Consider the following 22189-nt stretch of genomic DNA (forward strand, 5'->3'; position numbering starts at 1 on the left):
TGAGTTCGCCCTGCTCTGCGCGGCGTCTGGTCCCACGTCGTTGCAGCCGGCTATCTTCTCCACGATCTTCGGGCAGCCTCTATGCTGCATCGCAACAACAGGGCGGAGAATCCCTGGCAACCCGCGCATCCAGGAAAGACACCATGAAGCAACTGACCTGCTCGCATTGCAGCAACCGGGTTTTCTTCGAGAACCTGAGCTGCGAGACATGCGGCTCGACGCTCGGCTATTCGCCGGACGAACAACTGATGATCGCCTTCGAGGCCTCGGCCGAAGACGCCTGGCGCCGGCTGGGTCCACCGGGTCCCGGATACCGCCCTTGCGCGAATCGGAAGGAGGGCGTCTGCAACTGGATGCTCTTGTCTGACAGCGCCCACGAACACTGCCTGTCGTGTCGAACGACGCATACCATCCCGGCGCTGGCGACACCGCAGAATCGCGGCTATTGGGCCGCGCTCGAACAAGCCAAGCGGCGTCTGTTCTACACCTTGGTGGAGCTCGTGCTGCCGACGCCCAACAAGCTGGAAGACCCTGCAAACGGACTTTCATTCGAGTTCCTCGAGCAGGTGGATCCGAAGGATCGCGTGCTCACCGGCCATGACGAGGGCGTCATCACGCTCAACATCGCGGAGGCCGACGACGCGCGCCGCGAGCAGATCCGCATGTCGATGCACGAGCCTTATCGGACGTTGCTGGGCCACTTCCGCCACGAGATCGGCCACTACTACTGGGATCGGCTGGTGCGCGGCACGCCGTGGATCGACGAGTACCGGTCCTTGTTCGGCGACGAGCGTGCCGACTACGAAGCCTCCCTGAAGAAGCACTACGCATCGCCGGTGGCGGACTGGCCGCAGCGCTTCATCAGTGCGTACGCGAGCTCGCACCCCTGGGAGGACTGGGCGGAGACCTGGGCGCACTACCTGCACATGGTGGACGGCCTGGAGACCGCCGCGGCCTGGGGCGCCCGGCTCGATCACGCCTTGCCGTCCGCGCCGTCGCTGACGGTGCGCAAGCTCGATCTCGACGCCGAGTCGATCTTGTCTTCGGTGGTCGAGCAGTGGCTGCCGGTCTCGCAGTTCATCAACGCGATGGATCGCAGCCTCGGCGCCCACGACAGCTATCCGTTCATCGTGGTTCCCCCGGTCATCGAAAAGCTGGACTTCATTCATCGCGTCGTCCGGGCTGGAAGCGCCGGGCGTGTGCCGATGAACTTCCTGCCGCGCCGCCATGGCGGGCAGGCGGCCGGGCTCGGCGTCAGCGGATCCGCTCCTGCTGCGCCACCGATTGACCATCCCGCGACCACACCTGAAGCAGAAAATCATCCTCCTCGTGGCGTACCATCCGCCTGAGGCCCAGCGCCGCCAGTTGCGCTTGCACCGCGTCGGTCGCCAGTCGGCGCTCGGCGAAGTCGGGGCGCCAATCGCAGGCGACCAGGGTGCCGTCGCCAGCGAGCGAGTGGTCGCAGCGGCGGGCGAGCTCCCGCATCGCGTCCGGCTGCAGGAAATAGCCGAGCTCGCACAGCACGATCAGGTCGAACGCAGCGACATCGTGCGGCCAATCCGCCGGCAGCGCCTGCCGTTCGATGCGGACGTTGCGAAGGCCTGCGGTGCGCTGCCGCGCAATCTCGACCGCGCGTGCCGAGCGATCGCTCGCGAGCACGGTGTCGCAGCGAGCCGATAGCGCCACCGTGAACTCGCCGATGCCGCAGCCGGGTTCGAAGGCACGCTGGTAGCGGCGCCGCGGGAGCGTGGCCAGGATCAGCGCCCGCTTTCGCTCCTCATACCAGCGGGTGCGCAGCGCATAGGGATCGTCGCTCGCGCCGTAGAGCCCGTCGAAATAGGCGCTCGTGCCGTCAGGCTGGCCAGCCGGAGGGTTCACGTGAAAAACACCTCGAAAGGCCGCGCGGCGCGCGCGAGCGTCGTGGGTCGCAGGACGGGCGGCCGACCGGTCGACGCGTCGGCTTCGATCTGGCTCGCGAAAGCCCGCACCGCGCTCTGCTTGCGCCGGCACGCCTGCGCATCGAGGTCCAGCCGCCGCGCGCGCAACCACGGCAGGCGCTTGTCGCCCGGTGCGGCCCAGTGCCAGGCCCACACGGGCACCTCGACCAGTTTCGCCCCGGTCCGCGCCGCGGCAAAGGCGCAGGCGTGGCCCGTGGCTTCATGGTCGGGATGACCGTCTCCGCGCCAGGTCGTGAACACCACGTCCTGGCGGTCGAAGAGTGTCAGGAGGCGATCCGCCAGCAGTGTTTCGAGGCCGCGCAAGCCCCCATCGGGCAGGCCCAGCCGGATCGGCTCGATGTCGACGCCCAGCCGGTGCAGCGCCTCGCGGCTCTCGCCCGGGCGCTCGCGGACCAGCCGCTCCACAGGCCAGTCGCGTGAGCCGCGATGGCTGGCGGTGCCGTCGGTGACCGCGATGACGCGGATCGCGCTTCCGAGCCGGGCCAACTGCGCCAGCAGTCCGCCGACCGCCAGCACCTCGTCGTCCGGATGCGGCGCAACGACCACGGCGCGCCCGACGGCAGGAATCAGGGTTTCCGCGAAGCTCGTGCGCATCCGGCGCAGGCCGCCCCAGGCATGCCACTCGTCTTCTGTCGTGCCGTCGCCGTGGATCACGCGATCGCCTTCCTTCTCTACAACTTCCATGGTGTGGTCTCCGTATCGAGAACAGTCTTGCCCAGGCTCGCCAGATCGCGTTCCGCATGGCTCTGGCGCATATAGACAGGGAGGTCGGCCACCGCCCGTGCAAAGCGCGCATCCCGGCAGAGCGGCCCCGCGCCCGTCGCGCGGCAGGCGTGCGCGATCAGCGCATGGGCCGCCTCCTCGACCACCAGGCGGGCGCGCAGCGCGACTTGGTGCGCGTCGTCGCGGGGATGGGCATCGATCCACGCCGCGCTTTCGCGCAACACGGCCGCTCCGGCTGCGAGCGCGGTGTCGATGGCGCCCAGGTGCGCGAGCCGATGGCCGTCGGGCGCCATGCCGCAGAATCGACGCGCCATGCGTGCGATGCCCAGTGCGCCGCCGAACCAGCAGGCCGCGATGCCGGCGCCGCCCTGCCAGAAACCGGGTCGCCGGACGTAGTCGCCGGGGCGGCCGATCCGGCGTGCCACGGCGCCATCGAATCGCACATCCACGCTGCCGCTTGCCGCCATGCCCACCGCGTGCCAGCCCTGGTCGGTGACCGTGACGGCCGCCTGGTCGAGCGTCACCTCGGCGAGGCAGGGCTCTCCTGCATCGTCCCAGCAGCTCAGGACGGCGTGCGTCACGCCCTGTGCGCCCGAGCACCATGCCTTGGTGCCGTGGAGGCGGACCGGGGCTGCGCTCGCACCTTCTTCGACGAGGGCCTCCATCGTCACGCGTGCATCGGGGGGTTCGGCGCACCATGTGCCCCAGCGAGAACCCGTCTCGGCGTCTGCCTGGCCGAGTTCATGGCGGATCGCGAGCGCGTCCGTGTGCCCTTCGAACAGCTTGGCGAGCGAGAGGTCGTGCGCGGCCACTTCCGACAGGATGCGCCAGCGTTCGATGGTGCCGCCGGAGCCGGGCAGCGGCAGGCGATCGATGCCGGCAGCCACCAGTTGCGCGAGCGCGAGCGCTTCCCCATGCTGGCGGCGAAGGCGCTGGAGCGCATCATGGGTCGAGCAGGAGAGCATGGCGGGGGGTCCGTCGCTCAGCCCACGGCGGCGGCGCCGGGTGGTGCCACAGCGGCCACGCCGGCAGCGACCGCGGCCAGCAGCGCATCCGCAAAGCCGCCGCGCGCGCGTCCGTCGCGGCGCGAACTGGTCACCACCCTCGGCTTCGCGCTCCAGGCGATCCGGGCCCCCGTGGCCTCGAGCGCACGCACCAGGGCGACGTCCTCGCTGCAGGCCAGGTGACGGAAGCCACCCGCGCGCCGATAGGCGGCCGCCGAGACGCCCAGGTTGGCGCCATGGATGTGGGAGTGCCCGTCGACGTCCGAATAGGTGTTCTGGAAATGCGCTTCGATCGCGCCTGCATGGTCGCCATGCGCTGACCAATCGTCGACGCCGATCGAACCGCAGACCGCGTCGGACTCCTGCGCGAGCTGGTCCACCAGCCAGCTTGGCGAGACGACCGTGTCGGCGTCGGTGAAGGCGAGCCAGCGAGCGCCGGCGGCGAGCATGGCTTCCGCGCCCACTGCGCGAGCAACGCCGACGTTCTGCACGCGCAGGCTGACGGTGCGCGCGCCTGCGCCTGCCGCGATCACGCCGGTGGCGTCGCTGCAGCTATCCAGCACCACCACCACCTCGACCGGCTCGCCACGCAGGTCGGGGTGTGTCGCTGCGACCATGACCGCATCGAGGGTCGAGCCGATGAGCAGGGCTTCGTTGTGTGCCGGGATGACGATGCCAAGCATGGGTTGTCTCGCTGAAGTCGGGTGCAGCGAAGGTAGGGCAGGTGCGCTCGAATGCCGAGTCGGTCCCTGAGCCAACGATATGTAGGCGCTGACACCAGGCATCGCGGCGCGGGCCATGGCGCGCCGCGCGCTGTCGAAGCGTGAATTAGTTCACTTCCTGGTCGCCCTTGTACGGCGGATACGTCAAATGACATACCAAAGTACTACCGACCACAGAAGAATCACGTCATGCAAGAAGACCATGACACCCGACTCGGCTGGTGGACCGAAAAGCCGGACCGCCAGGACCGGGGCTCCTCGTTCGCGACCCTTCCTCCGCCATCCCGGGAGCGCGAGGAGCGCGTATGGACGAGGGTGGCGGTCATCGTCATGGTCATGACCGTGTTCGGCCTTTCGCTGCTGCGGCTGGTCGGCGCCATCGTCTGACCCGGGGCGCAGCGATGAACGAGACGCAGGCTGGCACCGAGCGCGCGAAGGCGGACAAGCTTCGGCTCAACAACGCGCAGTGGACGAGGCTGCAGAGCCTGGCCGGCGCGAAGGAAGAAGCGGCCCCCGTCGAAGCCTCCGCGGTGTCGGGTCGCCTGAGTTCCAACGGCCTTGTCGCGACGGATGGCCGCGGATCGGCGTATTTGACGGTCTACGGGCTGATTCGGTTGAGCCAAGGTCGCTAGGCCGACGGGGCGTTGCCGCCGTTGCGGCAGGCGTGGCCGTGCCATGCTCCGTGTAGGCCTGCGCCTAACGCGGCGTAGTCCATCGTCCAATTCAATGCGGCGGGCGCGGGAGTCGCTGTCCCAGTGGCTACCATGCCGAACGACCAGCGCGCACTGCGCGACGCCCTGGGCAGCGACTCGCGCCGACCCGGAAGACAGCCCGTGAGGAAACCATGAAGAATGACTACGCGGCACTGCTAGGTGCCCTGAGGGAAGAAGAAGAACCCATCATCGACGAGTGGATGGCCGAATTGCCCGGCGCCGACGTCGGCGCCCGGCGCGCCACTCGCGCCGAGGCCTCCGAGCTCCTGCGCAAGCTGCGTGAAAGCCTGCAGGCCGGTGCGGACCCGGAAGGATTCGAGTCAGCCGATTGGGCGTCCGTGCGCGACACGCTTTCAGGCCTGTCGCGCTCCAGGGCCGCACAGGGCCAGACGGCAGAAGCCACCAGCGTCTTCGTGCTGGCGCTCAAGAAGCCGCTCTTCAATTCCTTGCAGCGACGGCTCGGCGCACAGCCTGGCGCATTGGGGCCTGCGCTCTGGTCCTTGTCGACCACGGTCGACAGGTTGGCCCAGCACACCGTGTCGACTTTCCAGCAGGCGCGCGAGGACATCATCCGGCGCCAGCAGGAAGAACTGCTCGAGTTGTCCACCCCGGTCGTCAAGCTGTGGGAGGGCGTGCTGGCCGTGCCCATGATCGGCGTGCTCGACAGCAGCCGCACGCAGATGGTGATGGAGGCGCTGCTCCAACGGATCGTCGAAACCGGTTCGGGCCTCGCGATCATCGACATCACGGGTGTGCCGACCGTCGACACGCTGGTGGCGCAGCACCTGCTGAAGACCGTCACCGCCATCCGCTTGATGGGTGCCGACTGCATCATCAGCGGAATCCGCCCGCAGATCGCACAGACCATCGTGCATCTGGGCATCGACCTGCAGGGCGTCAGCACCAAGGCGACACTGGCCGATGCGCTGTCGCTCGCGCTGCAGAAGACCGGTTGGCGTATCACGCGCGACAAGTAGGACGGCCATGGACCGCATCCCGATTCTGCGCATGGGCGAGACCCTGCTGGTGACCATTCAGGTCGACATGCAGGACCAGACTGCCCTGACGCTGCAGGACGACCTGGCCGGCCAGATCGCCAAGACGGGTGCTTCGGGCGTGATGATCGACATCTCGGCGCTCGAGATCGTCGACTCCTTCGTCGGTCGCATGCTGACCAGCATCTCGGGCATCGCCCGCATCCTTTCCGCCACCACCGTGGTCGTCGGCATGCAGCCTGCCGTGGCCATCACGCTCGTCGAACTCGGCCTGTCGCTCGAAGGCGTGCGGACCGCGCTGAACGTCGAGCGCGGCATGGAACTGCTCCAGCGCGCGCGCGAGGAGAGTTCCCTTGGCCATTGAACGCGCCGGTACGCTGCCGCTGCAGTCGGAGCACAACATCGTCGCTAGCCGGCAGATGGTGCGCGCGCTCTGCCAGGACCTCAAGCTGACGCTGGTCGATCAGACCAAGATGATCACCGCGGCCAGCGAACTGTCGCGCAACACCCTGATCCACGGGGGCGGCGGCACGATGCGATGGGAGTTCATCGAGAAGAACGGCCGACCCGGCCTGCAACTGGTCTTCGAGGACCAGGGACCGGGCATCGCCGACATCGCGCTGGCGCTGACCGATGGCTGGACCAGCGGCACCGGCATGGGCCTGGGACTGCCGGGCAGCAAGCGGCTGGTGAACGATTTCGATCTTCAGTCTGAACCTGGCGCGGGAACGCGCGTGAGTATCACCAAGTGGAAGTAGTCACCGGCTGGACCCACAAGTCCTTCCCGGTCGAAGATGCGAGCCGGGTGGGCGAAGCAAGGCGCCATGCGGCACAGCTGGCGGCCGGGCTGGCGTTTTCCGAAGTGGACGCGGGCAGGCTGGCATTGGTCGTGACCGAACTGGGCACCAACCTCCAGCGTCACGCGCGCAAGGGCCGCCTGCTGGTCGCGGCGCGCCCGCACGCCCGGGACGTCGAAGTCGTGGCTATCGACGAGGGGCCGGGCATCGTGAACCTGCACCTGTCGATGCAGGACGGCCAATCGTCCGGGCGCACGCCCGGTACCGGCCTGGGCGCGATCCGGCGCTTGGCCGACGATTTCGATATGCATTCGTCGGTTCCCGACGGCACGGTGAGCGTGGCGCGCGTCCGCAGGTCGGATGCGCTGCAGGGTCCGGCGGCCTCGGTCCGGATCGGTGCCGTGTGCCTGCCCGCACCCGGCGAGGCCGTGTGCGGCGACGCCTGGACGGCGGGCCGCCTGGGCGCCCGATTCAGCCTGATGGTCGCCGACGGCCTCGGCCACGGCCCCGAAGCCGCGAAGGCGTCGCTGGCCGCCACCGCTGCCTTCGCTCGCGATCCATCGGCGGCGCCGCGCGAACAGGTCCAGCAGACCCACCAGGCACTGCAGACGACGCGGGGTGCGGCCATCTGCGCCCTGGCCATCGACGGCGAGGCCTCGAGGTTGTCATACTCCGGGGCGGGAAACGTGGTGGGACGGGTGCTGTCCGGTGTGTTCGACAAATCGATCATCACGCAGCATGGCACCGCTGGCCTCCAGATCCGGCGTCCGGAGGAAACCGCGATGGAATTGCCAGCCCACGCACTCGTGATCGTTCACAGCGACGGCATCGACACGCGCTGGCGCGCCGACCGGATCCTTCCTGTGATGCAGAAGGACCCGACCCTGGCGGCAGCCGTTTTGCTGCGCGACCACACGAGACATCGCGACGATGCCACCGTCGTGGTGCTGCGCCGGGAGGACCAGTGACATGACGTCCGAATTCGATCCGGCCGACGGCGCGACCATCGAGGACTGTCGACGGGCGCTGGCAGCGAGCCGCCAGGAAGCGGACGAACTGCGCGCCGAGCTCGAGGAAACCAACCGCGGCGTGGTGGCGCTCTATGCCGAGCTCGATGCCCAAGCCGAGCAACTCAAGCGGGCCACGGAACTCAAGAGCCGCTTCCTCGCCTACATGAGCCATGAATTCCGCACGCCGATCAGCGCGATCCGGAGCATCACGCGCCTGTTGAGCGACCGGGTCGATGGCCCGCTGACCCCGGAGCAGGAGCGCCAGGTCGGCTTCATCGAGTCCAGTGCGGCCGAGTTCGCCGAGATGGTCGACGATCTGCTGGATCTGGCCAAGATCGAGGCCGGCCGCGTCGAGATCTCTCCTGCATGGTTCGAGATGGTCGACCTGTTCTCCGCACTGCGGGGCATGTTCAAGCCGGTGCTCACGAACCCCGACACCGCGCTCATCTTCGAGGAGCCACACGAACTGCCGCGGCTCTTCACCGACGACCGCAAGCTGTCCCAGATCCTGCGCAACTTCATTGCCAATGCGCTCAAGTTCACGCCGCGCGGCGAAGTGCGCGTATCGGCGGTCCAGGTCGAAGACGACTTCATCCGCTTCTCGGTGGCCGATACCGGCATCGGCATCGCACCGGAGCATCATGCGGCGGTGTTCGACGACTTCTCGCAGGTCGACTCGCCGGTGCAGAAGCGCCTGCGAGGCACCGGCCTCGGGCTGTCGCTGAGCAAGCAATTCGCCGAGCTGCTCGGCGGGCGGGTGGAAATCGCCAGCGAACTCGGCAGGGGTTCCGTGTTCTCGGTGACCCTGCCCGTGCAGTTGAACGGATCGATGCTGCCCCCGAAGGCCTGAACCGTGGTCACCGACGTGATAAACACCACCATCGACCGCAGCCGCCACACGGTGCTGGTGGTCGACGACAACCCCACGACGCGCTACTCGACGGCGCGGGTGATCCGCGCCGCGGGCTTCCAGACCAGCGAAGCGAGTACCGGCGGGGAAGCGCTCGCACTCGCGTCGAGCCAGGTGTCGGCCGTCGTGCTGGATGTGCACCTGCCCGACATCGACGGCTTCGAGGTCTGCCGACGGATCCGCGCCGACCGGGCCACGGCGACGCTGCCGGTCATTCACCTTTCCGGGGCCTTCGTGCGCAACGAGGACAAGGTGACCGGCCTGGATGCCGGCGCCGACGCGTACCTGGTGCATCCGGTCGAGCCGGCGGTGCTGATCGCCACGCTGCAGGCGCTGATTCGCGCCCGCATGGCGGAGGACCGGCTTCGCAGCAGCGAATCACGCTTCCGGGCGATCTATACGCAGGCGCCCACCGGCATGGCGCTGATCGACGACGCCGGGCAGTTCGTCGATGTCAATCCCGCCATGGTCGCGATGCTGGGGCGTGCGCATGATCAGGTGGTCGGGCAGGCGGTGGCCGCGTTCGCGCCTGGCGACTGGACCGATGCCGTGAGCGAAAGGACCGTGATGGCGGGCGAGGGCGCCGCATCCTGGCAGTCGGAATTTCCGCTCTACCGGCAAGACGGCAGCCTGGTGCGCCTCGAATGGACGATGTCGGCGCCGATCGAGCCGGGGCTTCGCATCGGCATCGCTCTGGACGTTTCCGAGCGCTTCGAGCTCGAGGCGCGTCGCCTCGAAGTCCTCGAGCGCGAGCAGGCGGCGCGGGCATCCGCCGAGCGACACAGCCGGACCAAGGACGACTTCGTTGCCGTGCTCTCGCACGAACTGCGAAATCCGCTCAACGCCATTGGCGGCTGGGTTCACGTGCTGAAGACGGGCAATCGTTCGCCGGACTTGGTCGAGAAGGGACTCACCGCGATCGACCGCAGCGTCAAGGCCCAGGCACGGCTCATTTCGGACATTCTCGACGTCTCCCGCATCAGTTCCGGAAAGCTCCGGCTTCACCCCGAGTGGAGCGAACCGCGCGCGCTGGTCGCCTCGTCGATCGAAGCGCTCAGCGTGGCGATCGCCGCCAAGCACCTTCGTGTCCAGTTCGAGCACGAGGAGGCCGAACAGCCCGCCTGGCTCGATCCGACCCGCTTCCAGCAGATCGTGTGGAACCTGCTTTCGAACGCCGTCAAATTCTCGAATGAAGGCGGCTTGATTCGCATCAGCCTGGCGCGCGAGGCCGACCGACTGGCGCTGTGCGTGCAGGACTGCGGCCGCGGCATCGACCCCGAATTCGTGGCCCATCTGTTCGACCGCTTCACGCAGAGCGATTCGCCGGACAACCGGTTGCACGGCGGCCTGGGGCTGGGTCTGTCGATCGTCAAGAACCTGGCGGAGCTGCACGGCGGTGGTGTCACCGCCGAGAGCGCAGGTGCCGGCGCGGGGGCCACGCTGCGTGTCGAGCTGGTGGTGGTGCCCGCCGACGGGGCCTCTCTGGTCCTGACGGAACCCCAGGAGCCGCGGCCCTCGCCCTCCTCCGATCGCGTGCTGGACGGCATGGAAGTGCTGGTCGTCGAGGACAACGAAGACGCCAGCGCCATGCTGACCCTCGTCCTCGGAGACGCCGGCGCGCATGTCCGCCTGGCGTCCACGTTCGATGAGGCCATGCGGCTGATCGAGGCCCATTGGCCCGATGTGCTGGTGAGCGACATCGGCCTGCCGGGCCGGGATGGCTACGAGCTCATCCGCCTGACCCGGCAGCACGGCGCGTCGCATGGCATGCCGCGCTTGTTCGCAGTGGCGTTGACGGCCTTTGCGCGGCCCCAGGACCGTGCCAAGGCGATCGAAGCCGGCTTCGACGCGCACCTCGGAAAGCCCCTGCAGCCGCATGTCCTGATGAACATCATCAGCGGGAGGACGGGCTAGCCGATTCGAGCAGCGCGGCCAGCGCGCCGAGCTCCACGGGCTTGACGAGATGGTGGTCGAAGCCCGCCTTGCGCGTCCCTTCGCGATCGTTGTCGGTTCCCCACCCGGTCTGCGCGACAAGCAGGACTTCGTGCCCCCAGGGGGTTGCCCGAATTCGACGGCACACCTCGTAGCCGTCCATCCCCGGCATTCCCAGATCCAGCAAGACGATGTCGGGTCGGGTGGCTTCGACTCTTCGCAAGGCCGCCTCACCGCCGTAGGCCACCTCGACCTCATGGCCCAGTGCCTGCACGGCAAGCGCCAGGCTGTCGGCACTGTCGCGCATGTCGTCGACCACCAGGACGCGACAACCGGCCGCCGCGGACGATTCTCCCGCGCCGGTGGCCTCCTGGTTCGCCTCGGCTTCGATGGCGGCCAGCGGCAGGCGGACTTCGAACCGGCTTCCCTTGCCCAGGCCTTCGCTGGTGGCCGCGATGGTCCCGCCGTGCATTTCCACCAGGGCCTTCGCGAGGGCCAGCCCGATGCCCTGCCCGCCTTGGGCCCGGGCCAGCGACGATTCCACCTGGCCGAACATTTCGAAGATTCGCTCACCGTGATGCGACTCGATGCCGATCCCGGTGTCGGTCACGCTGACCAGAGCCTGCTGATCCTCGCGCTCGACGGTCAGTTCGATGGCGCCGCCTCGCGGCGTGTACTTGGCTGCATTGATGAGGATGTTGGAGAAGACCTGTGCCAGTCGCGTCAGGTCGCCTTCGAGTTCGAAAGGCCGGGCCGGAATGTGCAAGGCCAGCGAGTGGCCGCCGGCGTCGATCACCGGCCTGGCGATCTCGATCGCCCGGTCGATCGCCGTCGCCAGTTGGAGCGGCTGCATGCGCAGGCGCAGATGGCCGTGATTCAGGCGGGAGGCGTCGAGCAGGTCATCGAGAAGATGCGCCATCTGGCTCACCTGCCGGTCGATGACGTCATGGCACCAGGCCGAGGTCGCATCGGCACCACCGATCTTGCGCAACACGGCGATGGCATTGCGGATCGGCGCCAGCGGGTTGCGCAGTTCATGCGCCAGCATCGCGATGAAGCGATCTTTCTGCCGGTCCGCGTCCTGGAGTCGGGTCTCGACCAGCTTGCGCTCGGTGATGTCCATCGTGACGCCGAAGATGCGCACCGGACGGCCCCTGGCGTCGTATTCGACGTGACCGCGGTGGCCCAGCCAGGCTTGCGTGCCATCGGGCCGCAGGATGCGGAACTCATGCACGAAGGGCCGATGGCCCTGGATGGCCTCTGCGCGGCGCCGAATGAAGTCCTCCCGGTCGTCCGGGTGAAGCAAGGCCAGCACGTGGGCGGGTGTCGGCACGAAATCCTGGTCGCTGACACCGAAGAGCCGGTAGGTTTGCGCCGACCACCACAGGACGTTGTCCCGCATGTCCATGTCGTAGGCGCCCATGCGCCCCGCGCCCAGCGCGAGTTCGAGGCGCTGGTGCTCGATCAGCAGGCGCTCTTCGGCCCGCTTGCGTTCGGTCGCGTCGGCCATGATGCTGACGAGGCGATGGGCCCGGCCGTCCGGCATTCGGGAAATGACCATCCCGCGGCCCGCGAGCCATAGCTTCGATCCGTCGGCCCGCACGATCCAGTACTCCGCCGGGAAGGAGTCTTGCCGATCCGCCAACTCGCGGAATCCGGCGGCGAGATGGCGGTGGTCCGGATGCAGCGCGGCCACGTATTCATCGTCGGGGCCACCCACGCGGCCCCGCCCGTCCGGCAGGCTGAGCCCGAAGAGCGCCATGCCCTCCGGGGTCCAGGACCTGGTCAGCGTCTGGTAGTCGGTCTCCCAGGCCCCCATTCCGCCCGCATGCAGGGCCGACCGGAAGCGCATCTCGCTCTCGTGAAGAGCGGCCAACCGGTCTCGCTCGGACGCCAGCTGCCGGGCCGCCAGAACCTGTTGCGTGGTCTCGGTGCATTGCACCAGGACGCCGCCGATGCCACCCGGTGCGCTCTCGTCGTCGATCGGACTGTAGCTGTAGGTCCAGTAGACATCCTCACGCCGGCCGTGCCGGGTGATCGGCACCAGATGATCGACATGCCAGGTCGCCCCGCCCCCGCTCAGGACCTGTTCGATCTGCGGGAATATCACTTCCCAGATCTCGGCCCAGACTTCGCGCGCGGGGCGTCCCAGCGAGCCGGGGTGGCGCTCGGGTCCGATCGATTCCCGATAGGCGTCGTTGTACAGGCAAGCCAACTCGGGGCCCCACCACACGTACATCGGATGCCCGGTGTTGAGCATGAGGCGAACGACGGTGCGCAGGGACTGCGGCCACAGCGCCGGGTCGCCGAGGGAGGAGGCTGACCAGTCATGGGCCCGTATCAGGGTGGCCATCTCGCCCTTCCCTGCCATGAACGCCGGGCCGGTGTTCTGCGCAGTGGCGGCGTCCGGGCGTGCGGGTGCTGGCATGGTCATGGTCGACTGGGTTCCACCGTTCAGCGGTGCTCAGGTGCCTGGAGGCGCAAGGAGGGAAAGGGCGCTGGAACGAGTTTATGGCAATGCGGGCAATTGGGCACTGCCGGCGCAAGTCGCGCGCTGCGCGAGTTGAACGCGCCCGGGTGTAGGAAAGGACCGCGTGGCGAGACTGCCGCCCCGCCTACGCTGGAGGTGCTCGCGCACAGGTCAAATACCGCGCATTGCGTGTTCGCACTGTCGCTGTGAACGGGGGAGCCATGCACGGGTCGAAAGGCCCCTGTTACAAATTTGGACCGAGGCCTACACTTCCCCGCCAGCCGTTGCAACTCAGCTTGGTCGAACCACGAGGCACAGATGAAAGTCCTGGAACACGCCCCTGTCACGGACAACGCCAACGACGAAATGGCCGTCCTGCTCGATGCGATGACACGCCTTCGAAAGGGCGACGCCAAGGTCCGGCTTCCAGCCCAGTGGGTGGGATTGCCCGGCAAGGTCGCCGATATTTTCAATGAACTGGTCGAGCAGAACGCCACGCTCGCTTCCGAGCTGGTGCGGCTGCGGCAGGTCGTGGGCAAGGAGGGCAAGCTCAAGCAGCGGGCCGTGATGGCCGAGACCCGTGGCTTCTGGGGCGAATCGATCGCCTGCGTCAATTCGCTCATCGACGACCTGGTGCATCCGACCAGCGAAGTCGCCCGCGTGATCGGGGCCGTGGCGCAGGGGGACCTGTCGAAGAGCATGGCGCTCGAGGTGGAAGGGCGCGAACTGGAGGGCGAGTTCCTGCGCACCGCCAGGACCATCAACAAGATGGTCGAGCAGCTGGGCAACTTTTCCGCCGAGGTGACCCGCGTGGCGCGCGAGGTCGGGACCGAAGGCAAGCTGGGCGGCCAGGCCAAGGTCAAGGGCGTGGCCGGTACCTGGAAGGACCTGACCGATTCGGTCAACTCCATGGCCGGAAACCTGACGGACCAGGTGCGCAACATCGCCGACGTGACCACGGCGGTCGCCAAGGGCGACCTGTCGAAGAAGATCGACGTCGACGTGAAGGGCGAGTTCCTGACGCTCAAGAACACCATCAACACGATGGTCGACCAGCTGCGCTCCTTTGCTTCGGAGGTGACCCGGGTGGCACGCGAGGTCGGCACCGAGGGATCGCTCGGCGGCCAGGCGCGCGTGGAAGGCGTGTCGGGGACCTGGAAGGACCTCACCGATTCGGTCAACTCGATGGCCGGCAACCTGACGAGCCAGGTGCGCAACATCGCCGACGTCACCAAGGCCGTGGCGGCCGGCGACCTGTCGAAGAAGATCACGGTCGATGGCAAGGGCGAGATCCTGGAGCTCAAGAACACGGTCAACACGCTGGTCGACCAGCTGCGCTCGTTCGCCGCCGAAGTGACCCGCGTGGCGCGCGAGGTCGGCACCGAAGGCAAGCTGGGCGGCCAGGCCGACGTGCAGGGCGTTGCCGGGACCTGGAAGGACCTGACGGAGTCGGTCAACTTCATGGCCGGCAACCTGACCTCGCAGGTGCGCAACATCGCCGAGGTGACGACCGCGGTGGCCGCCGGCGACCTGTCGAAGAAGATCACGGTCGACGTCAAGGGCGAGATCTCCGAGCTCAAGAACACGATCAACACGATGGTCGACCAGCTGCGTTCCTTCGCCGCCGAGGTGACGCGCGTGGCGCGCGAGGTCGGCACCGAGGGCAAGCTGGGCGGTCAGGCCGACGTGCAGGGCGTGGCCGGGACCTGGAAGGACCTGACCGACTCGGTCAACTCGATGGCGTCGAACCTCACCTCGCAGGTGCGCAACATCGCCGACGTGACCAAGGCGGTGGCCGCCGGGGACCTGTCGAAGAAGATCACGGTGGACGTGAAAGGCGAGATCCTGGAGCTGAAGGCCACCATCAACACCATGGTCGACCAGCTGTCCTCCTTCGCGGACGAGGTGACCCGTGTCGCACGTGAAGTCGGTACCGAAGGGCGGCTCGGCGGCCAGGCCGAAGTCAAGGGCGTGGCCGGCACGTGGCGCGACCTGACGGAATCGGTCAACTCGATGGCCGGCAACCTCACCAGCCAGGTGCGCAACATCGCCGACGTGACCAAGGCGGTGGCGGCCGGCGACCTGTCGAAGAAGATCACGGTCGACGTCAAGGGCGAGATCCTGGAACTCAAGGCGACCATCAACACCATGGTCGACCAGCTGCGCTCGTTTGCCGCCGAAGTGACGCGGGTGGCGCGCGAAGTCGGCACCGAGGGCAAGCTGGGCGGCCAGGCCGACGTGCAGGGCGTGGCCGGCACCTGGAAGGACTTGACGGAGTCGGTCAACTTCATGGCCGGCAACCTGACCTCGCAGGTGCGAAACATCGCCTACGTGACCAAGGCGGTGGCGGCCGGCGACTTGTCGAAGAAGATCTCGGTCGACACCAAGGGCGAGATCCTCGAACTCACCAACACCATCAACACGATGGTCGACCAGCTGTCGTCCTTTGCGGCCGAGGTCACGCGGGTGGCGCGCGAAGTGGGCACCGAGGGAAAGCTGGGCGGCCAGGCCGACGTGCAGGGCGTGGCGGGCACCTGGAAGGACCTCACCGAATCCGTCAACTCGATGGCGTCGAACCTCACTTCGCAGGTGCGCAACATCGCCGACGTGACCAAGGCGGTGGCGGCCGGCGACCTGTCGAAGAAGATCACGGTCGACGTCAAGGGCGAGATCCTGGAGCTGAAGAACACGGTGAACACCATGGTCGACCAGCTGCGCTCCTTCGCGGCCGAAGTGACGCGGGTGGCCCGGGAGGTCGGCACCGAGGGCATCCTGGGCGGGCAGGCCGATGTGCAGGGCGTTGCCGGGACCTGGAAGGACCTGACCGAGTCGGTCAACTTCATGGCCGGCAACCTGACCTCGCAGGTGCGCAACATCGCCGAGGTGACGACTGCGGTCGCGGCCGGCGACCTGTCGAAGAAGATCACGGTCGACGTCAAGGGCGAGATCTCCGAGCTCAAGAACACGGTCAACACCATGGTCGACCAGCTGCGCTCCTTCGCCGCCGAGGTGACGCGCGTGGCGCTGGAGGTGGGCACCGAGGGCATCCTGGGCGGCCAGGCCGACGTGCAGGGCGTGGCCGGCACCTGGAAGGACCTGACCGATTCGGTCAACCTGATGGCGTCGAACCTCACCTCGCAGGTGCGCAACATCGCCGACGTGACCAAGGCGGTGGCCGCGGGCGACCTGTCCGAGAAGATCACGGTCGACGTCAAGGGCGAGATCCTCGAACTCAAGGCGACGATCAACACCATGGTGGACCAGCTGTCCTCCTTTGCGGCGGAAGTCACGCGCGTGGCGCGCGAGGTGGGCACCGAAGGCCGGCTCGGCGGACAGGCCCAGGTGCGCGATGTGTCGGGCACCTGGAAGGACCTCACCGAGAACGTCAACTTCATGGCGGGCAACCTGACGGGGCAGGTGCGCGGCATCGCCAAGGTGGTGACGGCGGTCGCCAACGGCGACCTCAAGCAGAAGCTCACGGTGGAGGCCAAGGGCGAGATCGCCGCGCTGGCCGAGACCATCAACAGCATGACCGACACGCTGGCCACCTTCGCCGACCAGGTGACCAGCGTGGCGCGCGAGGTGGGCGTCGAGGGCAAGCTCGGCGGCCAGGCCAAGGTGCCCGGCGCCGCCGGCACCTGGAAAGGGCTGACCGAGAACGTCAATCAACTCGCGGCCAACCTGACGACGCAGGTGCGCGCGATCGCGGAGGTGGCGACGGCCGTGACCCAGGGCGACCTGACGCGCTCGATCACGGTCGAGGCCCAGGGGGAAGTGGCGGCGCTCAAGGACACCATCAACGAGATGATCCGCAACCTGAAGGACACGACGCAGAAGAACACCGAGCAGGATTGGCTGAAGACCAACCTGGCCAAGTTCAGCCGCATGCTGCAGGGCCAGAAGGACCTGTTGACCGTGGGCCAGCTGATCCTTTCGGAGCTCGCGCCCGTCGTCGGCGCGCAGCAGGCCGAGTTCTACCTGCTGACCTCGTCGGGCGGCGCGCCGAAGCTCAAGCTGTTCGCCAGCTACGCCTCGGGCGGCCACGCCGCGCACGGCAAGGAGATCGACCTGGGGCAGGGCCTGGTCGGGCAATGCGCGATCGAGAAGTCGAAGATCCTGCTGACCAACGTGCCGAGCACGGCCTTCAAGGTGGCCACCGGGCTGAGCGAAGGCGCGGCGATGGATGTGATCGTGCTGCCGGTCGTGTTCGAGGACGAGGTGCGGGGGGTGCTGGAACTGGCGTCGCTCGAGCGCTTCAACCCGTCGCACCAGGCCTTCCTCGACCAGCTGACCGAATCGATCGGCATCGTGATCAACACCATCTCGGCCAACATGCGCACCGAGGACCTGCTGACCCAGTCGCAGTCGCTCGCCGAGGAACTCCAGAATCGCCAGCAGGAACTGCAGCAGACCAACGAAGAGCTGCAGGAGAAGGCCCGGCTGCTGGTGCACCAGAACCAGGAAGTCGAGAGCAAGAACCAGGAGGTCGAGCAGGCCCGCCAGGCGCTCGAGGAGAAGGCCGAGCAGCTGGCGCTGACCTCCAAGTACAAGTCGGAGTTCCTGGCCAACATGTCGCACGAACTGCGCACGCCGCTGAACAGCCTGCTGATCCTGTCGGACCAGCTCTGCAAGAACGCGGAAGGCAACCTGACGGAGCGGCAGGTGGAGTTCGCAAAGACGATCCACCTCTCGGGCAACGACCTGCTGATGCTGATCAACGACATCCTCGACCTGTCGAAGATCGAATCGGGAACGGTCGCGGTGGAGGTGAGCGAACTGCGGATCGACGACCTGCAGCGCTCGGTCGAGCGCAGCTTCCGCCACGTGGCGGAGGCCAAGCACGTGGGCTTCGGCATCGAATTGGAAGACGCGCTCCCCGAGGCGATCGTCACCGACGTCAAGCGCCTGCAGCAGATCATCAAGAACCTGCTGTCCAACGCCTTCAAGTTCACCCACCACGGGACGGTGGGGCTCTCGGTCGGGGTCGTCCACAGCGGCTGGTCGCGCGACCGCGAGGAGCTCAACCGGGCGAGCCAGGTGATCGCCTTTGCCGTCTCCGACACCGGCATCGGCATCCCCGCGGACAAGCAGCAGATCGTCTTCGAAGCCTTCCAGCAGGCCGATGGCTCGACCTCGCGCAAGTACGGCGGCACCGGTCTCGGCCTGGCGATCAGCCGCGAACTGGCGCGGCTCCTGGGCGGCGAGATTCGCCTGACGAGCGTTCCGGCGCAGGGCAGCACGTTCACGCTGTTCCTGCCGCAGAGCTTCAGCCCGGCGCGCGGGCGCGGCGTCCGTGCCGGCGGCGCGGACCTGCCGGCACCCCTGCCGACGCCGAAGACCCGCCCGGCCTCCGTCGCAGCCACGATCGAGCCCGTCGACGCGCTGGCTGGCGTCGACGCTGCAGGCGCCGAGGCCGCGGCCGCCGAATTGCACGCGCTGAACGTGGCGGGGGACGACCGCGACGCGCTGCTGCCGGGCGACAAGGTGGCGTTGATCGTCGAGAACGAACTGGCCTTCGCGAAGGTGCTGCTGCAGGCCGCCCGTCGCGCCGGGTTCAAGGGGCTGGTCAGCTCGACGGGCGCGGTGGCGCTGGCGCTGACCGGCGACCACCGCCCGGCGCTGATCACGCTGGACATCCACCTGCCCGACATGCAGGGCTGGCGCATCCTGGAACGCCTGAAGGCCGACCTGGCGACGCGGCACATCCCGGTGTGCGTGGTGTCGACCGACGATTCGCGCGAGCGTGCCCTGAACTCCGGCGCCGTGGGATTCCTCGCCAAGCCCTTGCAGTCGATGGACCAGGTGGACGCGGCGATGGGGCAGCTGCATCGCTTCGTGTCGACGGGATCGCGCAGGCTGCTGGTGGCCATGCAGGGCTCCGACGCGCGGGCGGCGCTGGTGGATGCCTTCGACGGTTCCGACGTGACGATCTCGCTGGCCGAATCGAGGGAGGCCCTGGCCCGCGAGATCGCCCAGGGGCCGGTGGACTGCCTCGTCACGGACGGGTCGGTGCCGGGCTTCAGCCCGGCGGACCTGGCCGAGGCGGTCGAGGGAAGGGCCCCGGTGCATCAGCTTCCGGTGATCGTCTTCGACCGGCCCGCCGCCGGCTCGCGGTCGGCCGCGTGGACCCGCGGCCTCGACGGCGCGGCATGGCGCAGCGTGAGCAGCACGGACGCGTTGATCGACAGCAGTGCGTTCTTCCTGCATCGCGCCTTCGCGCTGATGTCGGACCCGGAGCGCCGTGCCGTCGAGGCCGCGAACGACGCCGCCTGCTCGCTGGCGGGCCGCAAGGTGCTGATCGTGGACGACGACATGCGCAACATCTTCGCGCTGGCCACCGTGCTCGACCAGCAGGGCATGGCCATCGTGACGGCGGAGAACGGCCGCGACGCGATCCGGCTGGTGCAGGAGGACGAGGACATCGACATCGTCCTGATGGACATCATGATGCCGGAGATGGACGGCATGCAGACCATGCGCGAGCTGCGCCGCCTGCCGCGCGGCAAGCAGCTGCCGCTGGTGGCGGTGACCGCCAAGGCCATGAAGGGCGATCGCGAGAAGTGCATCGAGGCCGGGGCGTGGGACTACTTGTCGAAGCCGGTCGACACGAACCACCTGCTGGTCGTCCTTCGAGGCTGGCTGTGCAGCTAGCACCGAAGAAGGGCCCGGCGCCGCAGGGAGAGACCCCCGGCGGCGAGCGCGCCAACATCCTGATCGTCGACGACCTGCCGGAAAAGCTGCTGGTCTTCCGGACGGTCCTCGAGGAGCTGGGCCAGAACCTGGTGATGGTGCGCTCGGGTGCGGATGCGCTGCGCGAGATCCTCCAGCGCGAGTTCGCCGTGATCATGCTCGACGTCAACATGCCCGGCATGGATGGCTTCGAGACCGCCACGCTGATCCGCAACCACCGGCGCAGCGCCCATACGCCGATCATCTTCATCACCTCGTACGCGGACGAGATCCAGACCGCGCGCGGCTATTCGCTCGGTGCGGTCGACTACATCCTCTCGCCGGTCGTGCCGGAGATCCTGCGCAGCAAGGTCGGCGTGTTCGTGTCGCTCTACCTGATGCAGCGCCAGGTCGAGCGGCAGGCCGATGCGCGTGCGGCAATGATGGCCTCGGACGCCGCCCGCCGCCTGGCCGAGGAGAACGACCGGCGCTCCGCCTTTCTGGCCGGTGCGAGCCAGGCGCTCAACCGATCCCTGGACATCCGGGTGGCGATGCAGGAGCTGGTCGCCCTGCTGGTGCCGGAGCGGGCCGCCACGGCGCTGGTCTGGATCGCGGACCCCGAACTCGGCCGAGGGTCGTTCGCGATCGCGGCCCGCACCGCGGGCGACGGGTCCGCGACGGTCGCGTTCGGCGTCGACCTGGCGCCGGCCGATGCGGTCATGGCCGCGCTGCAGGAAGCGGCGACCTCGCGCCGCGTGGCCAGGGTGGCCGACGCGGCGATGCCGCTCGGCCCGGGCGCACTCGGGCATCCCGACGGCGATCTCGGCGAAGCCGCCCTGGCTTCCGTCGCCGCCGTCCCCTTGCTCTTCGGAGAGCGCGTGCCGGGCGTCCTGCTGGTGGCGTCGCCCGAGGACGGCGCCTGGATGCGAGAGGCCGACCTGACGCTGGTGCACGAGGTGGCGACGCGGGCCGGGGCGGCGTTCGAGAACGCGCGGCTCTATCGCAACCTCCAGCACGAGATCGTCGAGCGCCAGGCGGCGCAGCAGGAGCTGCAGCAGGCGAGCCAGCGGAAGGACGAGTTCCTCGCCATGCTGTCCCACGAGCTGCGCAATCCGCTGGCCTCGGTCCACACGGCCATCGAAATCATCCGGCGGGTGGCGGACAAGCATCCCAAGGTGACATGGGCGCTGGACCTGGCGGGTCGCCAGCTGCGCCAGATCACGCGTCTCATGGAGGAGCTGCTGGACGTCACGCGCATCAGCCAGGGGAAGATCACGCTCAAGTGCGATCCGGTCGACCTGAGGGTGGTCGTGGCGCACAGCATCGAGACCGTGCATCAGCTGCTGGAGAGCCGGCGCCAGGTGCTCGGGGTGGCGATGCCGGAAGCCCCGATCTGGATGGATGCCGATGGCGCGAGGCTCACGCAGGTCATTGCCAACCTTCTTCACAACGCCGCGAAGTACAGCCCGGAGTCGACGCCGATCGACCTGCGGGTGGTGGTCGAAGACGAAGGCGTCGAGATCACGGTGCGGGACGAAGGCATGGGCATCGATGAAGAGCTGCTGCCGCGCATCTTCGATCTCTTCGCGCAGGGCAAGCGTGGCCTGGATCGCTCGCAAGGCGGCCTGGGCGTCGGATTGACCTTGGCCCGGCGGCTGACCGAGATGCACGGGGGCCGGATCGAGGTGCACAGCCGCGGCCGCAACCTCGGGTCCGAATTCCGGGTGACGCTGCCCCGCAGGGCGACGGTGCGGGCCAGTGCGCCACCGATGTCCTTGGCCGGTCCCGCGCGAGAATGTCCCCCCGAACGCATCCTGGTGGTGGACGACAACGTCGACGCCGCGCAGACCCTGGCAACGATGCTGGAGATGGAGGGGCACGCGATCCGCACCGCAGGCGATGGCGAAGAGGCCCTGGCGGTCGCCGCGCAGTTTCAGCCGGCGGTCGTGCTGCTGGACATCGGCTTGCCGCGACTGGACGGCTATGAGGTCGCGCGGCGCCTGCGTGCCGGTGGGGGCACCGGCTTGCTGCTGGTGGCACTCACGGGATATGGGCAATACGAAGACCGGCGGGCGGCGTTGGACGCCGGCTTCGACTGTCATTTCGTCAAGCCGGTCGAAGCGGACAGCCTGCTGGCGAGCATCCGGGCATGGCGAGCCCGCACCGCCGCCCCGACGCTCGGGGCGTAGGACGGCGGCCACCTTCGATCGGGCAAAAATGCTGCGCTGCGGCATCGGAGACGCGGCGACAGTCGCTGCTGTCGACCCCCGGTCGAGACGGAGGCTC

The 22189-nt window shown here is 68.1% G+C and carries 16 protein-coding genes; 11 read left to right on the forward strand and 5 right to left on the reverse strand.

Annotated features, from left to right (window positions below):
* The first annotated feature begins 143 nt into the window (after positions 1-143).
* Positions 144-1349, forward strand: coding sequence for a zinc-binding metallopeptidase family protein (locus QTI68_RS08955; protein WP_286521040.1), 1206 nt, complete (start codon positions 144-146; stop codon positions 1347-1349).
* On the opposite strand, the gene QTI68_RS08960 is transcribed toward QTI68_RS08955, so the two are convergent.
* Genes QTI68_RS08960 through QTI68_RS08975 form a run of 4 tightly spaced genes read right to left on the reverse strand, consistent with a single transcriptional unit; the run spans position 1255 to position 4368 of the window.
* Entirely contained in the window at positions 1255-1878 is a 624-nt protein-coding gene (locus tag QTI68_RS08960) for a class I SAM-dependent methyltransferase (protein ID WP_286521041.1), read from the reverse strand. The two genes, QTI68_RS08955 and QTI68_RS08960, sit on opposite strands and share 95 nt — an antisense overlap.
* Positions 1875-2642 carry a PIG-L deacetylase family protein gene (locus QTI68_RS08965; RefSeq protein ID WP_286521042.1) on the reverse strand — a complete coding sequence of 256 codons (768 nt, stop codon included), beginning with the start codon at positions 2640-2642 and terminating at the stop codon, positions 1875-1877. The genes QTI68_RS08960 and QTI68_RS08965 overlap by 4 nt, the downstream gene beginning before the upstream one ends.
* A complete protein-coding gene (locus tag QTI68_RS08970; protein ID WP_286521043.1) occupies positions 2630-3646 on the reverse strand; it encodes an acyl-CoA dehydrogenase family protein in 1017 nt (338 codons plus the stop codon). The genes QTI68_RS08965 and QTI68_RS08970 overlap by 13 nt, the downstream gene beginning before the upstream one ends.
* A 17-nt stretch (positions 3647-3663) precedes the next feature.
* On the reverse strand, positions 3664-4368 hold the full coding sequence (locus tag QTI68_RS08975; protein ID WP_286521044.1) for a glycosyltransferase family 2 protein: 705 nt from the start codon (positions 4366-4368) through the stop codon (positions 3664-3666).
* Between the two features lie 228 nt (positions 4369-4596).
* On the opposite strand from QTI68_RS08975, the gene QTI68_RS08980 reads away from it, so the two are divergent.
* The 8 genes from QTI68_RS08980 (at position 4597) to QTI68_RS09015 (ending at position 10746) form a co-directional block, all read left to right on the forward strand.
* Positions 4597-4794: a hypothetical protein gene (locus tag QTI68_RS08980; protein ID WP_286521045.1), complete on the forward strand. Its 198-nt coding sequence runs from the start codon at positions 4597-4599 to the stop codon at positions 4792-4794.
* A gap of 14 nt (positions 4795-4808) precedes the next feature.
* On the forward strand, positions 4809-5039 hold the full coding sequence (locus QTI68_RS08985; protein ID WP_286521046.1) for a hypothetical protein: 231 nt from the start codon (positions 4809-4811) through the stop codon (positions 5037-5039).
* 212 nt (positions 5040-5251) lie between these two features.
* Complete coding sequence (locus QTI68_RS08990) at positions 5252-6097, forward strand: STAS domain-containing protein (RefSeq protein ID WP_286521047.1); 846 nt, start codon at positions 5252-5254, stop codon at positions 6095-6097.
* 7 nt (positions 6098-6104) lie between these two features.
* Positions 6105-6479 (forward strand): STAS domain-containing protein, encoded by a 375-nt coding sequence (locus QTI68_RS08995; protein WP_286509564.1) that lies wholly within the window; start codon positions 6105-6107, stop codon positions 6477-6479.
* A complete protein-coding gene (locus tag QTI68_RS09000; RefSeq protein WP_286521049.1) occupies positions 6469-6873 on the forward strand; it encodes an anti-sigma regulatory factor in 405 nt (134 codons plus the stop codon). Before QTI68_RS08995 ends, QTI68_RS09000 begins: the two co-directional genes overlap by 11 nt.
* A complete protein-coding gene (locus QTI68_RS09005; protein ID WP_286521051.1) occupies positions 6864-7880 on the forward strand; it encodes an ATP-binding SpoIIE family protein phosphatase in 1017 nt (338 codons plus the stop codon). Before QTI68_RS09000 ends, QTI68_RS09005 begins: the two co-directional genes overlap by 10 nt.
* 1 nt (position 7881) lies before the next feature.
* Entirely contained in the window at positions 7882-8772 is an 891-nt protein-coding gene (locus tag QTI68_RS09010; RefSeq protein WP_286521052.1) for a sensor histidine kinase, read from the forward strand.
* A gap of 3 nt (positions 8773-8775) precedes the next feature.
* A complete protein-coding gene (locus tag QTI68_RS09015) occupies positions 8776-10746 on the forward strand; it encodes a hybrid sensor histidine kinase/response regulator (RefSeq protein ID WP_286521054.1) in 1971 nt (656 codons plus the stop codon).
* Here the strand turns inward: QTI68_RS09015 and QTI68_RS09020 are convergent.
* Positions 10727-13198 (reverse strand): hybrid sensor histidine kinase/response regulator, encoded by a 2472-nt coding sequence (locus QTI68_RS09020; protein ID WP_286521055.1) that lies wholly within the window; start codon positions 13196-13198, stop codon positions 10727-10729. The genes QTI68_RS09015 and QTI68_RS09020 overlap by 20 nt on opposite strands.
* 402 nt (positions 13199-13600) lie before the next feature.
* Between QTI68_RS09020 and QTI68_RS09025 the strand changes: the two genes are divergently transcribed.
* Both QTI68_RS09025 and QTI68_RS09030 read left to right on the forward strand, forming a co-directional pair.
* Entirely contained in the window at positions 13601-19885 is a 6285-nt protein-coding gene (locus QTI68_RS09025) for a HAMP domain-containing protein (RefSeq protein WP_503011650.1), read from the forward strand.
* A complete protein-coding gene (locus QTI68_RS09030) occupies positions 19876-22092 on the forward strand; it encodes a response regulator (RefSeq protein WP_286521057.1) in 2217 nt (738 codons plus the stop codon). The genes QTI68_RS09025 and QTI68_RS09030 overlap by 10 nt, the downstream gene beginning before the upstream one ends.
* The last annotated feature ends 97 nt before the right edge of the window (positions 22093-22189 follow it).

The organism is Variovorax sp. J31P207 (assembly GCF_030316965.1).
In the GTDB taxonomy this organism is placed as follows: Bacteria; Pseudomonadota; Gammaproteobacteria; order Burkholderiales; family Burkholderiaceae_C; genus Variovorax; species Variovorax ginsengisoli_B.

Coding starts and splice junctions, on each gene's coding strand:
- QTI68_RS08955 (WP_286521040.1), top strand. CDS start 144: ATGAAGCAACTGACCTGCTCGCATTGCAGCAACCGGGTTTTCTTCGAG.
- QTI68_RS08965 (WP_286521042.1), bottom strand. CDS start 2,642: ATGGAAGTTGTAGAGAAGGAAGGCGATCGCGTGATCCACGGCGACGGC.
- QTI68_RS08970 (WP_286521043.1), bottom strand. CDS start 3,646: ATGCTCTCCTGCTCGACCCATGATGCGCTCCAGCGCCTTCGCCGCCAG.
- QTI68_RS08975 (WP_286521044.1), bottom strand. CDS start 4,368: ATGCTTGGCATCGTCATCCCGGCACACAACGAAGCCCTGCTCATCGGC.
- QTI68_RS08980 (WP_286521045.1), top strand. CDS start 4,597: ATGCAAGAAGACCATGACACCCGACTCGGCTGGTGGACCGAAAAGCCG.
- QTI68_RS08985 (WP_286521046.1), top strand. CDS start 4,809: ATGAACGAGACGCAGGCTGGCACCGAGCGCGCGAAGGCGGACAAGCTT.
- QTI68_RS08990 (WP_286521047.1), top strand. CDS start 5,252: ATGAAGAATGACTACGCGGCACTGCTAGGTGCCCTGAGGGAAGAAGAA.
- QTI68_RS08995 (WP_286509564.1), top strand. CDS start 6,105: ATGGACCGCATCCCGATTCTGCGCATGGGCGAGACCCTGCTGGTGACC.
- QTI68_RS09010 (WP_286521052.1), top strand. CDS start 7,882: ATGACGTCCGAATTCGATCCGGCCGACGGCGCGACCATCGAGGACTGT.
- QTI68_RS09020 (WP_286521055.1), bottom strand. CDS start 13,198: ATGACCATGCCAGCACCCGCACGCCCGGACGCCGCCACTGCGCAGAAC.
- QTI68_RS09025 (WP_503011650.1), top strand. CDS start 13,601: ATGGCCGTCCTGCTCGATGCGATGACACGCCTTCGAAAGGGCGACGCC.